The sequence below is a fragment of the Chryseobacterium oleae genome (assembly GCF_900115055.1).
In the GTDB taxonomy this organism is placed as follows: Bacteria; Bacteroidota; Bacteroidia; order Flavobacteriales; family Weeksellaceae; genus Chryseobacterium; species Chryseobacterium oleae.
Genome location: NZ_FOVD01000001.1, coordinates 428834 through 443928 on the forward strand (window position 1 = coordinate 428834; position 15095 = coordinate 443928).

At 37.8% G+C, this 15095-nt stretch carries 14 protein-coding genes; 7 read left to right on the forward strand and 7 right to left on the reverse strand.

What is annotated here, in order from left to right:
- Positions 1-80 precede the first annotated feature (80 nt).
- From BM143_RS01965 to BM143_RS01970, 3 genes are read left to right on the forward strand one after another with little or no spacing between them, the layout of a single operon-like run.
- Positions 81-416 (forward strand): hypothetical protein, encoded by a 336-nt coding sequence (locus tag BM143_RS01965; protein ID WP_090022409.1) that lies wholly within the window; start codon positions 81-83, stop codon positions 414-416.
- Positions 417-422: 6 nt separating this feature from the next.
- Positions 423-599 carry a hypothetical protein gene (locus BM143_RS23850; protein ID WP_167375223.1) on the forward strand — a complete coding sequence of 59 codons (177 nt, stop codon included), beginning with the start codon at positions 423-425 and terminating at the stop codon, positions 597-599.
- Between the two features lie 18 nt (positions 600-617).
- The gene (locus BM143_RS01970) at positions 618-1028 is read left to right on the forward strand and encodes a hypothetical protein (protein ID WP_090022410.1); all 411 of its coding nucleotides are present in this window, start codon (positions 618-620) and stop codon (positions 1026-1028) included.
- Positions 1029-1074: 46 nt separating this feature from the next.
- On the opposite strand, the gene BM143_RS01975 is transcribed toward BM143_RS01970, so the two are convergent.
- From BM143_RS01975 to BM143_RS02005, 7 genes are all read right to left on the reverse strand, one after another.
- The gene (locus BM143_RS01975) at positions 1075-3060 is read right to left on the reverse strand and encodes a urocanate hydratase (protein WP_090022414.1); all 1986 of its coding nucleotides are present in this window, start codon (positions 3058-3060) and stop codon (positions 1075-1077) included.
- Positions 3061-3300: 240 nt separating this feature from the next.
- Entirely contained in the window at positions 3301-5823 is a 2523-nt protein-coding gene (locus tag BM143_RS01980) for a T9SS type B sorting domain-containing protein (RefSeq protein ID WP_139221965.1), read from the reverse strand.
- Positions 5824-6732: 909 nt separating this feature from the next.
- Positions 6733-7500 carry a hypothetical protein gene (locus tag BM143_RS01985; protein ID WP_090022419.1) on the reverse strand — a complete coding sequence of 256 codons (768 nt, stop codon included), beginning with the start codon at positions 7498-7500 and terminating at the stop codon, positions 6733-6735.
- A gap of 190 nt (positions 7501-7690) precedes the next feature.
- Entirely contained in the window at positions 7691-7981 is a 291-nt protein-coding gene (locus tag BM143_RS01990) for a hypothetical protein (protein ID WP_090022421.1), read from the reverse strand.
- A 194-nt stretch (positions 7982-8175) separates the two neighbouring features.
- The gene (locus tag BM143_RS01995) at positions 8176-9153 is read right to left on the reverse strand and encodes a 2-hydroxyacid dehydrogenase (protein WP_090022423.1); all 978 of its coding nucleotides are present in this window, start codon (positions 9151-9153) and stop codon (positions 8176-8178) included.
- Between the two features lie 86 nt (positions 9154-9239).
- Positions 9240-9494, reverse strand: coding sequence for a prevent-host-death protein (locus tag BM143_RS02000; RefSeq protein ID WP_090022426.1), 255 nt, complete (start codon positions 9492-9494; stop codon positions 9240-9242).
- Positions 9495-9955: 461 nt separating this feature from the next.
- Positions 9956-10606, reverse strand: a complete 651-nt coding sequence (locus BM143_RS02005; RefSeq protein WP_034725013.1) for a protein-L-isoaspartate(D-aspartate) O-methyltransferase — start codon at positions 10604-10606, stop codon at positions 9956-9958.
- A 138-nt stretch (positions 10607-10744) separates the two neighbouring features.
- On the opposite strand from BM143_RS02005, the gene BM143_RS02010 reads away from it, so the two are divergent.
- The 4 genes from BM143_RS02010 (at position 10745) to BM143_RS02025 (ending at position 15086) form a co-directional block, all read left to right on the forward strand.
- Entirely contained in the window at positions 10745-11707 is a 963-nt protein-coding gene (locus BM143_RS02010) for a Gfo/Idh/MocA family protein (RefSeq protein WP_090022429.1), read from the forward strand.
- Positions 11708-11932: 225 nt separating this feature from the next.
- Positions 11933-13663 carry a cellulase family glycosylhydrolase gene (locus tag BM143_RS02015; RefSeq protein WP_090022431.1) on the forward strand — a complete coding sequence of 577 codons (1731 nt, stop codon included), beginning with the start codon at positions 11933-11935 and terminating at the stop codon, positions 13661-13663.
- 63 nt (positions 13664-13726) lie between these two features.
- A complete protein-coding gene (gene bla-A, locus BM143_RS02020) occupies positions 13727-14605 on the forward strand; it encodes a CGA/CIA family class A beta-lactamase (RefSeq protein WP_090022434.1) in 879 nt (292 codons plus the stop codon).
- Between the two features lie 70 nt (positions 14606-14675).
- The gene (locus tag BM143_RS02025; protein WP_090022437.1) at positions 14676-15086 is read left to right on the forward strand and encodes a hypothetical protein; all 411 of its coding nucleotides are present in this window, start codon (positions 14676-14678) and stop codon (positions 15084-15086) included.
- The last annotated feature ends 9 nt before the right edge of the window (positions 15087-15095 follow it).

A 15095-nucleotide genomic window follows, 5' to 3' on the forward strand; every position in this document is an offset into this window, starting at 1 on the left:
TCCTCTTCTTCTCTGACGTGAGGTAAAATTGGAAGTTTCTTCTTTTCTATAACTACATAATTAATTAAAAAATTCATACAATGACATCTACAATAGAACTTCTATCAAACAAGTTAATAGCAATCATTAAGAAGCCATATTTTACATCAAATGGATTACAAATTCATTATCCTAATTTTTCAGATTATTTCTCCATTTCAAATGAAAAAGATGAAAAATCAGAATTTAGTTGTAAAATAGAAGATATTCAAATGGCCATTGATATATTAGAGATAACAAATAGAAAATTGGAACTTCCTGAATTAAATAAAACTTTAACTACAGGACAGTTTTACAATGAGATATTATCAAATGAAATTAATATAGATATGGATATATATCTTAATTATTTTAAATATTCAAAACACATAAATTAAAAAATAATGGAACAATTTGTAAAAGCAACATTAGATAATACAGCAAAAATTGGAAATGAAATTGAAATACTTAAAAGTGAGGTAAAAAAAATGAAAGCAGATATAAATACAATTTTAGATAATCAAAAAATAATTAATGAAAACATTTTAAAAGTACTGAACCATCTGAAATATAACCAATAATAAAACTTAACGCATACTATGATTCTAAAAAATGAGAAACTTCATAAAGAAATTTATGAAAAGATAAGTTCAATGTATGGAATCAAATTTAAAGCACAATTGAAAGATAGCCCGATTGAATTTTATAAGTTTTCGACATTGAATGATATAATTAGTGATAAAGAAAGTTACTTAATTATTTTCGCAAATAAAGAGAGTATAAAATTTAGAAATAAATCTGAGTTTCTAAAAGAATTCATGAATTATATTTATTGCAAAATTCTAGAATTAGAAAATCAATTCAATGAACTAAACAATCGAGAATATAATGGTATGAAATATGACAAAAATAACATATTCATGCAACATGAAGAAATTGGAAATGGACAATATAAATTAAATCAAATTCTAAAAAAATTTGAGACTTTTAAGAATAAAAAACAAGACTAAAATAAAAAAACCTGCCTCACGGCAGGTTTTTCTATATCTAAAGGTTTTAAAACAAACCCTCATCCACAAAATTCGGCAGCGTCACCTTCAGATTAGGTTCAGCTTCCATCGCTCTTTTAATGGCGAAAACAGCGCCTTCATTTCTGGCCCAGCTTCTTCTGGAAATTCCGTTGTTCACATCCCAGAACAGCATGGATTTCAATCTTCTGTCGGCCTCTGCACTTCCGTCCAGCAGCATTCCGAAACCTCCGTTGATTACTTCGCCCCAGCCTACTCCGCCGCCGTTGTGGATAGAAACCCAGGTAGCACCTCGGAAACTGTCGCCAATCACGTTGTGAATCGCCATATCTGCGGTAAATCTTGAACCGTCGTAGATATTGGAAGTCTCTCTGTAAGGGGAATCCGTACCGGAAACATCATGATGATCTCTTCCCAGCACAACAGGTCCGATTTCTCCGTTTTTAATGGCATTGTTGAAGGCTTCAGCGATCTTCATTCTTCCCTCTGCATCAGCATAAAGGATTCTCGCCTGAGAACCTACGACCAGTCTATTTTCCTGAGCCCCTTTGATCCACTGGATATTGTCTTTCATCTGCTGCTGGATCTCTTCAGGAGAGTTTTTCACCATCTCTTCCAATACAGCACATGCGATATCATCAGTTTTCTGAAGATCTTCCGGATTTCCGCTCGCACATACCCAACGGAACGGTCCGAAACCGTAATCGAAGCACATAGGCCCCATAATATCCTGAACATAGCTCGGATATTTAAATTCTCTTCCTAAGGTTGGATTTTCGGCCATTACATCTGCTCCGGCTCTGGAAGCTTCCAGTAAAAAGGCATTTCCATAGTCAAAGAAATAAGTTCCTTTCTGTGTATGTTTATTGATGGCTGCAGCGTGTCTTCTTAGGGTTTCCTGAACTTTTTCTTTGAACAATTCAGGTTCTTCAGCCATCATTCTGTTTGATTCCTCAAAACTCTGTCCGGCAGGATAATATCCACCAGCCCACGGATTGTGAAGCGACGTCTGATCTGATCCGATATCTATTTTTAAGTTTTTCTCGTCAAATTTCTCCCAAACCTCAACAATATTTCCAAGGTAAGCCAGGGAAACGGTTTCTTTATTTTCCTGAGCTTTTCTTACTCTATCGATCAGTTCATCTATATTCTCATAAATCTCATTCACCCATTTCTGGTCGTGACGAATCTTGGTGATCTTAGGATTCACTTCAGCACATACCGTGATACAACCGGCAATATTTCCGGCTTTTGGCTGTGCACCGCTCATTCCTCCCAATCCGGAAGTCACGAAAAGTCCTCCTTTAGGTTCTTTTTTAATTTTTCTGAAAGCATTCAGCACAGTGATGGTTGTACCGTGAACAATTCCCTGCGGACCAATGTACATATAGCTTCCCGCCGTCATTTGCCCATATTGCGTAACGCCTAAGGCATTGAATTTCTCCCAATCATCCGGCTTGGAATAATTAGGAATCATCATTCCGTTCGTTACCACTACTCTCGGTGCATCTTTATGTGATGGGAAAAGGCCCATCGGATGACCGGAATACATGGTTAAAGTCTGTTCATCTGTCATTTCAGACAGATACTTCATGGTCAGAAGATATTGTGCCCAGTTGGAAAAAACAGCTCCGTTTCCTCCGTACGTAATCAGTTCGTGAGGGTGCTGTGCCACTGCATAATCCAGATTGTTCTGGATCATCAGCATAATGGCTTTTGCCTGCTCAGACTTTCCGGGATAATCCGCAATCGATCTTGCCTTCATTTCATAATCCGGACGGAAACGGTACATATAAATTCTCCCATATTTTTCCAGCTCTTCCCTGAATTCAGGTAAAAGCTCCGCATGAAACTGAGGCTCGAAATAACGCAAAGCATTCTTCAGAGCAAGCTTTTTCTCTTCCTCCCCTAAAATTTCTTTACGCTTCGGTGCATGATTGATATTGGTTTCGTATGGTTTAGGCTGTGGCAGCTGATTTGGAATCCCCTGCTGTATCTGTTCTTGAAATGTCATATTGCTATTTAGTTCAATGTTTAGAATTCAACTTTTTGAAGTTTTAAAGATATTCAAATTAGAAAATATAGGCAAGGGAATTTGATGCGGTGTTGATGCGGTGATTGGGTGATGTGATGATGTGCGGATGTGGGGATAGGTTAATTATATGATGTGGAGGAATGTCAACCTATTTCTGGAGATAAAAAAACACCCCCATCTTTTCATATTGAGGATGTTTAAAGTATTACAAAAAATCATTTAATCATTATTCTTAACGAGAAGCCAGCCGCTGTATGTTTTGCCGTTTGGAAGGATAATGACGTACCAGTAGCTGGCAGTAGGAATGGCCCGTCCCGCTAAAGTGCCATCCCATACAATCTGGGTATTTGCATTTTGCTCAAATAATAAGGTCTGATAGCGGTCAAAGATCTTCGCATTCGTCATTTTACCGCCGAATATCTGAAGATTTCTTATCACCCATTTGTCATTGCGGCCATCTCCGTTGGGTGTAATGGTATTGCTGATCTGTAAAATCAATTCCTGATGTTTTACAATACATGCTTCGTTTTCAAATTTCACATAAAAAGTAACAATCTCTCCCGGTAAACTATTGAATACATTACTTGTCTGCCATGTTATTCCGTCTATGGAATACAGTATCGGTTTTGAACCCGTGGCAAAGACCGTACAGACTCCTCCATTGATTCCTATGCTCTGAATGATCGGAACCTCAAAATATTTCACTTCCATAGTGCCCGTATAGGAACAGCCATTGTCTGAAGTAATTGTAAGGCTGTAGATACCGGGCATTTTAATTCCTGTAACCGTTGCCGAAGTGGAGATCGTATTTCCACCAGGATCTTTCCAGACGTAGCTGATAATCGTGTACCCCTGAATATTTGCAGTGTAGGTAAGCGAGCCTTCAGGACAGATGTATTGCGTAGGTATGGTGAAAAACGGAGGCTTTTTTAAAGACAGCCGGATTTCAGCTTTTTCGGAACAAAAACCGGGAACACTCACTTTTACATAGATGGTATTGGGTCCTGTATTCTGATTAAATAAATAGGCGGAAGGATTCGAAATGGCATTGGTTCCTGCATTAAGATCAGCCAGAGAAGAATAGTAAGTAAACGTTACATTCGCACCGGTATACATCTGCTGTTCAAACTGGGTTAAATTGACATTTTCAATCCCGTCATTTCCTGTATCACACGCATTGTTCAGCTGGAACGGTCCCGGATTCTGAAGGGTCAGCTTGGTTCCGAATACAAACTTGATCACCGCAATATCATCACAGCCTGGTATATTCTGAATTTTCACCCAGATCTGTGCTGGAAAAGGCTGTGCGGAATAATTGGAGGGATTCGGAATTGGGTTCACTCCATTTTGTGCGTTCTGCTGGGTCAGATAAAAGCTAAAAGTATTCAGTGGATTAGGAATATTAACCATCGAGCCGGTAAAATTCAATAAATTCACTTCATAACTTCCATCTAAATTTTCATCACAGACACTGATGGTGGTACTGATCGCTTTAGGAGGAAAATAAGTATTGAGCTGAATGGAAGCTATCGAATAACAACCGGTAGTATTGGATTGAAATCTCGCCCAAACCGTCAATGTGGAAACATTTGTTGTGATACTGTTTCCGATCTGAGTGGCCGGATTTCCTGCACTGGCATCCGCAGCGGTCAGATAATACGATATGGTCATTGCTGAAAGCGGCTGGGTGTTTTGAGCTGGAATGAACATCTGACCGACAGCATTACTCAACTGGAAGGTTTCATTTAAATTAAAATTATTATCGCAGGTATTCAGTACGGCATTATTCAACACGATGGGCGGCAAAAATGTCATTTGTATATTGACTTTTGCTACGGAAAAACATTCGCTGTTATTCAGTTCAATTTTAACATAGACTGTGGCATTTCCGGTCACCAGAAACTGTCCCGGGGTATTGATCTGATTGGAAAATGTGTTGGTTGCAATGTCATAACCCAGATAATAGGTGAAGGTAGCATTTGAACCGCTGTAAATCTGTGGCTCAACCAGAAGTAAATTGTAGATCTCCGATCCGTCATTGTTATTATCACAGATATTGGCAAGGGAAATATTCACATTTGAATTGACGCCTGCATTTGAACTGAGACTAAAATTCACAGGATAAATTTCATGACAGTTGTAAGAACTTATTTTAACAAAAATCTGCTGGTTTCCTGTAACTGTCAGTGTATTTATTTCATTCACTCCATTTTGTGCATCAGCCTGAGTAAGGTAAAATGCTGTGGTGGCATTCTGGCTCCCGACAATGGCTGCGGAGTACTGAGAGAGCTGTATATTTTCGGTACCATCCTGATTAGGATCACAAACCGGGAAATTAGATTTAATGATAACAGGATGCACCAGATTAACGTTAATTGCTCTGATCGTATAACACAAATCGGACTGCTCAAAACGTACAAAGTAGGTTTTTATAACGAGGCTTCCGTCTGTTGTAATGGTTTGATTCGGGCTGATGGGATTCACCCCTGCAGTGGCAGCGGCATAATCATCGTAAAATTCAACCACCGGAACGGTTGGTGGCGCAACAAGCATTCCTGCCGACAACGCAGTAAGATTGATGCTGATGTCATCTGTTCCGTTAAAGCAAATGTATTCATTCTTTTCAGTGGCCTCAATTTCTGTAAAAGTGACATTCATATTAACGGTAACAACGGCAAAACAGCCATTCGGGATCTGTACTCTTATAAAAACCTGATATACTCCATCCCTTATCGTCGTCAAAGGCGTTCCGGTCCCTGTGACAGCCTGATCATAGGTTTCATATGCTGTAAAAACCGCGCCTGGCTGGGTCGTTATCAGAGGACCGATATTCAGGGCATAATCAAACGGCTCGCTATTGTCCGCATTGATATCACAAATGGTATAAGGAAAATTTATTGGTGAATTAATATTAACTCCAGGCTTAAACTGAAAATGTACAGGTCCTAAAACATAGGTACAGTCAGAGTCCTGAAGTCTTACCCAAAGATTAAGATTTGTTGTTATGTTCGCAGTGGTAACTGCATTCGTATTATTCTGAGCATCGGCCTGTGTCGGATGATAGGAAATGCCTGTAGTTCCCGGCGGAAAAAGTTCATTATTGAGCAGGGACAGGTTATAATTGGATTCTACATTATCATTGTTGGTATCACAAATTTCTACAGTGGTTTTAAGTAAACTTTTGGTAAGAAAATTCAGGGTTAAAGCGGCGGTCCTGAAACATCCGGGAACATTAGGATTCTGAATTCTTACATATAAAACCGTATTGGCAGTAAGGGTGTAAGATGCCGGAAGGGCATTCGTTCCATTCTGAGCATTTTGCAGGGTTGAATGAAAGGTAAAATTAAAATTGGCCGGATTCTGCGAAGTGAGATTGGATTGAAAATTATTTAAATTAAGAGTAACGGGTGTATTTCCACAAAAATTCCGGGTATAATCTTTTGCTGCGGGATAAGAAGGATCAAATGTAACGGCAAAATCGTCGGTTAAAGTAAGCGTACTGCTCCCGCAAATAGCAAAATTGACATTGGCTGTGTAGGTTTCATTCTGTGTGGGGCAAAGCGTTGTCTGAATCCCGGTTCCTACAGTTTGGCCTTGGGAATCCGTCCATGTAACTTCAGGAACTATATTATTTCCAACCGGGTTGAACTTCTAGCCTTCCTGCGAAGCCTGCCAGACACCGGTATTTCTTGTAGCAGGAGAATATCCTACCGTTCCGTCCGCATTTATCACTCCAATAAGGGCATTTTCAAATTTTCGAGTTGGGCACGGGGCCAGTTTTTTATCTACAAAAACTTCAATAACATTCGTTGTTTCATGTAAGACGATCTGTGAAGAAGAGCGGTCTGTGCAACCTGCTACCCTGCCTTCATAAAAACTGATCACAAATTTCCTGTATGGCGCATTTCCAATCGTAGAATAGTATATCTCGGAAGAATCTCCCGAAGAAAAAACAAGGTCGTGATAAACCCCGAAAATAGAATTTTTAGAAAGACCGGGATTAGGATTCTGCCACTGTACATTGGGATAATTGATATTCCCTAGTTGATCAACGTTAAAAGTAATCATTCCGTTGGAACCTATCACAAGAGCCTCAAAATGCTGATTAAAGAAACAAAACTTGAAAGGAAGATCCAGTTTCAGCGCAAACAGGTCATCGTAATCTGCATTTACAGATGTTCCCTGGTTCATAGCAACAGGCGGATTATATGCAGTTTGGCTCACCTCGTACCCAGTTGTCTGCTTCAGTACAGGATATTCTACATGGAGAGATATACAACCATTTGCATCAAGATTATTGTTACAGGTTACATTAAAGCTTTCGTTTCCTGATGTATCTTTTACCTTTACATCTCCAGGAACCTGTGAAAAAACAAAGCTCACAATAAATAATAAAAATAATTGTAAAAATCTCACCATATTTTTAAAATTTTAAAATAATCAGTTATAATACTTCCGTAAAACTAACAATTTATTAAGCCTATTTTAGCACTAGAATCTTGTTTACAATTTTGAGTTAACACAAAAAAAAATATAACCAACTGTAAAACAATTGATTATATTTTAAAAGTTAACAAAAAAAATAAAGCTTTTATATACTACTTAAATACTACTGCAAGACATCATCATTTTCTTCTTCATGATCATCTGCATTATCACTGCGGCTCCAGTAATTGTTTTCTTCATCCTCGGATCCTATTTCTTCCATATCATCGTCATCTTCAGTACCTGGAATATCCAAGCCTTTATCTAATTTATCATCGTCCTCTTCACTCAGAATAGGGTTTCCATCACCGTCGAGCGGAATATGTTTTTCTTTATTGAATATATCTTCACTCGGGCTGTAGTCCATCTCTTCGAGTTTTCGGTTCTGTTCGTTGGTATTGTTTTCTGGTGTCATAATATCAGTATTTAATGTTAAAGGTATAGAACAAAAACGGTTCCAACCTTCCCGTTTGTTATAAGAGATTTGTCTAAACACATAATTTAATACTTCTGTTTCAGATCCTACCCATTTTTACCATAAAAAAATTGGAAAGATAGTTCTTCCCAATTTTTTATATTACTCATTACTTATTGCTCATTACTCATTCTTCATCCCGTGTACACTTCCGGATTGGCACAATAAGGTATTTTTTCGCCTTTAGAGAAAGCAATAATGTTCTCGGCAGCTATTTTGGCCATTCCGGTTCTTGCTTCAATGGTGGCTGAACCGATATGTGGAAGTACACAGACATTCGAAAGTTCTAAAAGCGGGCTTTCTTTAGACATCGGTTCAGGATTCGTAACATCTAAACCGGCTCCCCAGATCTGTTTAGAAATCAATGCTTCATACAGATCCTTTTCGTTCTGAAAACCGCCTCTTGCTGTATTGATGAAAATCGCGTTGTCTTTCATTTTTGCGAAAACGGATACATTGAATAGATCCTTTTGTTGAGGAGTGAAATTGGCATGAATACTCAGAACGTCAGATTGTGCAATCAGTTCTTCGAAAGAAACGTAAGATGCATTTAATTCTTTTTCAGCTTCTTCATTTTGATTACGGTTATGATAAATAATATTCATATCAAAAGCCGCTTTGGACTTTTTTGCCATTTCAAAACCGATTCTTCCCAATCCTAATATTCCCAGAGTTTTCCCGTATAATTCCTGCCCTAAAGCATGTAACGGATCAAAGTCGCCCCAGTTGCCGTCTTTTACTTTCTGAAAATTGTAACTTGCTCTCCTCGCCACCGACTGCATCAACAGAAAAGCAACATCAGAAGTAGCTTTACTGAGTACATCAGGCGTATTTCCCACAGGAATATTTCTACGGTTCGCTTCTTTAATATCTACGTGATCGAAACCAACGGAATATAATGCGATTGTTTTTATATTGGGACATTGACTAAAAAAATCTTTGTCGTATTTAAATTCTCCGCCCACGCTTAAAACAGCATCGTGATTCTGACAATAGATCAGCCATTCTTCATGAGACAGATTGTCATGTTCCGGAATGAAAACTTCCAGTCCGGCTTCTTTCAGCATATTAATTCCAGTTTCAGGAATTCTTCTGTTTACAAATACTTTCATTATTTATTTCGATTTAGGTTTCGTGTATTTCAACAAAAAACCTCACTCCTGTTACAAGTGAGGTTCTTTAACTTTTGTATAAAAAATTACTGATGTTGATCTTTATTTTTGTCCCAGGCTTCTGAAGCCATCTCCTGAATTTCTTCCCAAACATCTTTGGCAGATTTCTGTGCATGAGCCATAAATCCCTGTTTGGTTGCTTCCTGATTCTTCGTTTTCATATCATTCATATAATCCTTCACCTGCTGCCCATAGCTTTCTACATGATATCCGGGATTATTATGCAGGTTTTTCTGAATATTACTAAAATCGTGTGAGGATTTAAATCTATTCGTGTCCATAATAATATAATTTAAGTGATTAGGTTCTGTACTGAATCCAATTACTATTCCGAAGCGGTCTTAATGTTTATTAAAATGTAAGATTTTTTTAAACCACAAAAGACACAAAAGTTTTATAACACTTTTGTTTATTTGAAGTTTAAATTCATACTGCAAAAAAGTACACTTAAGTTTTACAAAAAAAAATCCAAAGATTTTTATCCAGAATAATATTCATGGAATCTGTGAAATCCGCCGGAGAAAAACATCAACCACAAAAGACACAAAAGCTCTATAACACTTTAGTTTATTTGAAGTTCAAATTCGAACTGCTTACAAGTGCACTTAAGTTTTTATGAAAATCTTTGATTTTCTACTGATGTGATCTTATTGTTTTCAAGACCATTATCTTTTGAAAGTTTAGTGACCTGAAGTGTTTAGAATTAAAAAACTTTTGTGGCTTTTGTGGTGAAAAAACTTCGTTAATGATTGGTATCTCCCAACATAGGAACGAATTTATAAGCCCCGAATTCTTCTTTCTCGAACTGAGTAGGAGCTGTTTTTGTAAACCTGTACAGGATCTGTTCATCAGTAGGACCTAATGGAATAACCATTGTTCCACCAATATTCAGTTGCTTCAGTAATTCCGTAGGCAGCACCGAAGCTCCACAGGTAACGATGATCTTGTCAAAAGGGGCAAAAGTCGGAAGTCCGGCAAAACCATCCCCGAAACTTTGAAATTTCGGATTTAAATGCAGCTCACGGAACTTCTTTTTTGAAAAATCAAAAAGATCTTTCTGCCTTTCCACCGTATAGACCAAGGCTTTCATAGCAATCAGAACGGCAGTCTGGTATCCACAACCTGTTCCGATCTCTAAAACTTTCTCTCCCGGTTTTACCTGCAGCAGTTCAGACTGCTCTGCGACGGTTGAAGGATGCGAAATAGTCTGGTGTGATAAAATAGGAAATGCCCGGTCTTCATACGCGAAATCCTCAAAAATGCTCTCGATAAAAAGGTGTCTCGGAACTTCACTCATTGCCGAAAGTACATTCTCATCCGATATCCCGATCTTATGTCTTAAATATTCAACTAAGATTTTTCTTTTTCCTTTATGTACAAACGAATCATGCATCATTAGTAAGATAGTAGTTATTAGGTTACGTGTAGTAGTTTCTACAAAAGTAAAAAAACTATCAATACGTATCAACCTAAATGCAACAACGTATTTCCTAATACCTAAAATTCTTATCTTTACCAAAATAAAAAATCTATGTTAAAAGCAGGTTTGGTAGGTGCCGGACATCTGGGAAAGATCCATTTAAGACTTCTTAACCAGTCAGATAAGTACGAGCTGGTAGGTTTCCACGATAAAGACACTGAAAACGGGAAAAAAATAGAAGCTGAATTCGGGTATAAATATTTTGAAAATTTTGATGACCTTCTTGAGCAGATCGATATGCTGGATATTGTGACGCCTACAGTCTATCATTACGATTATGCTTTAAAAGCGATTGAGAAAAAGCTTCATTTTTTCATTGAAAAACCGGTAACCCAAACGCTTGAGCAGGCAGAAGAAATTCTTCACAAATGCCAGGAAAACGGCATCAAAGCGCAGGTAGGACATGTTGAAAGATATAATCCTGCTTTTATCGCTACTAAAGAATATATCAATAATCCAATGTTTATTGAAATCCACAGATTAGCAGAATTCAACCCGAGAGGAACGGATGTTTCTGTGGTTTTGGATTTAATGATCCACGATCTGGATATTCTCTTGAGCATGGCGAAATCAAAAGTTAAAAATATTCATGCTAGCGGTGTGTGTGTAGTAAGCAAAACTCCGGATATAGCCAATGCAAGAATAGAATTTGAAAACGGTTGTGTAGCCAATCTTACCACATCCAGAATTTCAATGAAAGCCATGAGAAAAAGCCGTTTCTTCCAGAAAGACGCGTACATTTCTGTAGATTTCCTTGAGAAAAAAGCGGAAGTGATTAGAATGAAAGATGCGCCTGAGGACCCTACTCCGTTTGATATGATCATTGAGAATGCTGACGGAGAAAAGAATCAGATTCTATTTGAATATCCTGATATTCAGCCAAATAATGCTATCCTTGATGAATTAAATTCTTTTGCAGACGCGATCACGGATGGTAAAAATGTAGAAGTTTCTCTTGAAGACGGAACTGAAGCTTTAAAAGTTGCCCTTGAAATTGTAAAACTGATTTCTTAAAAAGATATCACGATCATATTTTAACAGGCTGTTGTGGTATTCATGACAGCCTGTTTTATTTTAACCTCAATTTTGCATGGATAAATTTTCATTTTTCCGATTCATTGAAAATAATATGTTTTCTTTACACAATTTTAATCTTTGTTCTGGATTTTTTAAATATATTTGTCATTCTGAAAACAATTATTCTATAATTCTCTCCAATAATTAAATACATAAATCCATATGAAAAGAGTCATCCTATTATCCGCCTTATTATTGTCTCAATTTGGGACATCACAATTATTAAAAACCGACGGACAGAAAATAATTAATGACAAAGGTGAAAACATTCAGCTGCGGGGTCTGGGTCTCGGCGGATGGATGCTTCAGGAAGGATATATGCTGAAAACCGCTGACTTTGCAGGCCCTCAGTACAAGATCAAAGAAAAAATCTCTGAACTGATCGGTGAAAACGGAATGAAGGATTTCTATAAAGCCTATCTTAAAAACGGCATTACCAAACAGGATATTGATTTTCTCGCCAAAGCAGGATTCAATTCTATAAGGCTGCCGATGCATTATGACCTGTATACGCTTCCTATTGAAAAAGAACCTGTAAAAGGACAAAATACCTGGCTGGAAGAAGGTTTTAAAATGACGGATGATCTGCTGAAATGGTGTGCTGCCAATAAAATATATTTAATTCTCGATCTTCATGCAGCTCCGGGAGGACAGGGAAATGATGTCAATATTTCAGACAACGATAAAACTAAACCCTCACTTTGGGAAAGTACTGAAAATCAACAAAAAACAATTGCTCTTTGGAAAAAGCTTGCGGAACGGTATAAAGATGAACCCTGGATCGGCGGTTACGACCTGATCAATGAACCGAATATTAATTTTACCGGAAAAAATCCGAATGGTACCGATGAAATGTCCAATGCCCCACTCTGGAAACTTCAGAAAGACATTACAGAAGCCATCCGTGAAACCGATAAAAAACACATGATATTTATTGAAGGAAACGGCTGGGGAAATAACTACAACGGACTGATCCCACTCTGGGACAATAATATGGCATTCAGCTTTCATAAATACTGGAATTATAACAATGACGAAACCATCCAGTCTATCCTTGAACTCAGAAAAAAACACAATATTCCTATCTGGCTTGGGGAAACCGGAGAGAACTCCAATGTGTGGTTTACGGAACTGATTCAGCTTCTGGACAAACACAATATCGGCTATGCGTTCTGGCCTATGAAAAAGATCGATAATATTGCGGGAATTACCAATGTAAAAACAACTCCTGAATATGAAAAGCTGCTCAACTACTGGAAAAACGGGGGTGAAAAACCATCTAAAGATTTTGCAACGAAAGCATTGATGCAGATGGCAGAAAATTATAAATTCAGCAATGTTGAAATCAAAAATGATGTTATTGATGCTATGTTCAGGCAGGTAACGGACGATACAACCAAACCGTTCAAAAACCATCACGTTCCTGGAAGAATATTTGCATCAGAGTACGATCTGGGAAGAATCGGTTCAGCTTATGTTGATCATGATTTTGTCAATCTTTGGGTAAGCGATCCCAAGAAAAGGTCTGAATGGAATTCCGGGCAGCAGATGAGAAATGACGGTGTGGATATTTATCGCTGCCATGACGGTATTACTAATCAATATTATGTAGGAAAAACAGAAAAAGGAGAATGGCTTCAGTATACCGTTACTGTAAAATCCGAGAAAAATTACACGTTCAATATCCGGTATTCAGGCAGCAATGATACTGCGGTTAAGCTTGAAGATGCTTCCGGAAAACAACTGGCCAATGTTTCGCTGCCAGCTACCGGTGGAGAGCAAAACTGGAAAACAGTATCCGTTAAAAATGTGCCGCTGAAGAAAGGAACAAATAAAATCAGGTTCCGCTTTGAAGGCAACGGTTCGAATCTGAATTATTTTGAAATACAATAATAAATATCTTAAATTGCAGATCCCTTTTACACGCTAAAAGGGATCTTTTTTAATCCGTAGTTTATGAAAAAAATAGGACTTTTCTTTCTTCTGATTTCATCTCTGGCAGTGGCTCAGAAATCTGTTTTGGAACAAAAAATAAATTCAATTACAGAAGGTAAAAAAGCAACGGTTGGAGTTTCGGTTCTTGGTTTTGAAAATAATTTTAAATACAGTAAAAACGGAGATCAACCTCTTCCGACTTTAAGTGTATTCAAATTTCATATTGCCTGTACAGTACTGGATCTTGTAGATCAGGGAAAGCTGTCTCTGGATCAGAAACTTTTCTTCAAAAAGGAAGATATGCTGGAAAATACGTGGTCGCCGATCCGCGAAAAATATCCTGATGCTAATGTTTCATTGCCATTAAGTGAAGTTCTGGACTACACCGTTGCATTAAGTGACAATAATGGCTGTGATGTCTTGTTAAGGCTTATCGGAGGTCCGCAGACCGTTCAGAAGTTTATGGATTCGAAAGGAGTAAAAGGCTTCCAGATTAAGCACAACGAAGCTGAGATGCATAAAAGCTGGAAGGCTCTGTATGAGAATTACAGCACACCCAATTCTTCGGTTCAGGTCCTGAAAAAATTCTATGACGGAAAACTGCTTTCCAAAAAATCTACCGGTTATCTGATGCAGATCATGATCGGAACCAAAACCGGCACCAATAAAATTATTGAACAGCTTCCCAAAAATACACCCGTAGCCCATAAAACCGGTTCTTCCGGAAAGAATGACAACGGCCTTACTGTTGCTGAAAATGATATGGGAATCATCACTCTTCCGAACGGAAAACATTACGCAATTACCGTATTTGTAAACGATTCCATGGAAACGGATGCGGTGAACTGTAAAATGGTTTCGGATATTTCAAAGGCGGTCTGGGACGATTTTAATAAGTAAAATATTAAGCTTATTTTTAAAGCTGAAAAACCGGTAGAATTTCATTTCTCCAATCCGGAAAACTATTGATATGAAAAAAATAGTATTAACAACATTCCTGTTCTGTTCAGCGTTCCTTTTTTCGCAAAAGAGCATGAGCTATGTCCGTATAAGCTATGGCAGTATCTGTTGTGGAACACCTTCCACCAAGCCTGTGACAGATTATCTGAAAAAATTTGAGAAAAGCAATCAATTGAGAGCTTTTGAAGTTTTAAAACAGGGCGGATTGGGAAGAGAAGGTGAATTTAATTTATATATCGGAATTGATAAACTGGGTAAAAAACAGAAAACAGCTTTCTCAAAAGGCCTTCAGTCTGTTATTACTTCACAAAACAAGACCAGAAAACAGGACAGTGACGGGAATGTGAATTTCGATCCGGCGGTGACTGTTTATAAATCCGATTTAACGGACCTTAAAAATTTAACTATCTATAAAAAATAAAAGAAAAAA

Coding starts and splice junctions, on each gene's coding strand:
- BM143_RS02015 (WP_090022431.1), top strand. CDS start 11,933: ATGAAAAGAGTCATCCTATTATCCGCCTTATTATTGTCTCAATTTGGG.
- BM143_RS02005 (WP_034725013.1), bottom strand. CDS start 10,606: ATGCATGATTCGTTTGTACATAAAGGAAAAAGAAAAATCTTAGTTGAA.
- BM143_RS02025 (WP_090022437.1), top strand. CDS start 14,676: ATGAAAAAAATAGTATTAACAACATTCCTGTTCTGTTCAGCGTTCCTT.
- BM143_RS01970 (WP_090022410.1), top strand. CDS start 618: ATGATTCTAAAAAATGAGAAACTTCATAAAGAAATTTATGAAAAGATA.
- BM143_RS01975 (WP_090022414.1), bottom strand. CDS start 3,060: ATGACATTTCAAGAACAGATACAGCAGGGGATTCCAAATCAGCTGCCA.
- BM143_RS01965 (WP_090022409.1), top strand. CDS start 81: ATGACATCTACAATAGAACTTCTATCAAACAAGTTAATAGCAATCATT.
- BM143_RS23850 (WP_167375223.1), top strand. CDS start 423: ATGGAACAATTTGTAAAAGCAACATTAGATAATACAGCAAAAATTGGA.
- BM143_RS02000 (WP_090022426.1), bottom strand. CDS start 9,494: ATGGACACGAATAGATTTAAATCCTCACACGATTTTAGTAATATTCAG.
- BM143_RS01985 (WP_090022419.1), bottom strand. CDS start 7,500: ATGGTGAGATTTTTACAATTATTTTTATTATTTATTGTGAGCTTTGTT.
- bla-A (WP_090022434.1), top strand. CDS start 13,727: ATGAAAAAAATAGGACTTTTCTTTCTTCTGATTTCATCTCTGGCAGTG.
- BM143_RS01990 (WP_090022421.1), bottom strand. CDS start 7,981: ATGACACCAGAAAACAATACCAACGAACAGAACCGAAAACTCGAAGAG.
- BM143_RS02010 (WP_090022429.1), top strand. CDS start 10,745: ATGTTAAAAGCAGGTTTGGTAGGTGCCGGACATCTGGGAAAGATCCAT.
- BM143_RS01995 (WP_090022423.1), bottom strand. CDS start 9,153: ATGAAAGTATTTGTAAACAGAAGAATTCCTGAAACTGGAATTAATATG.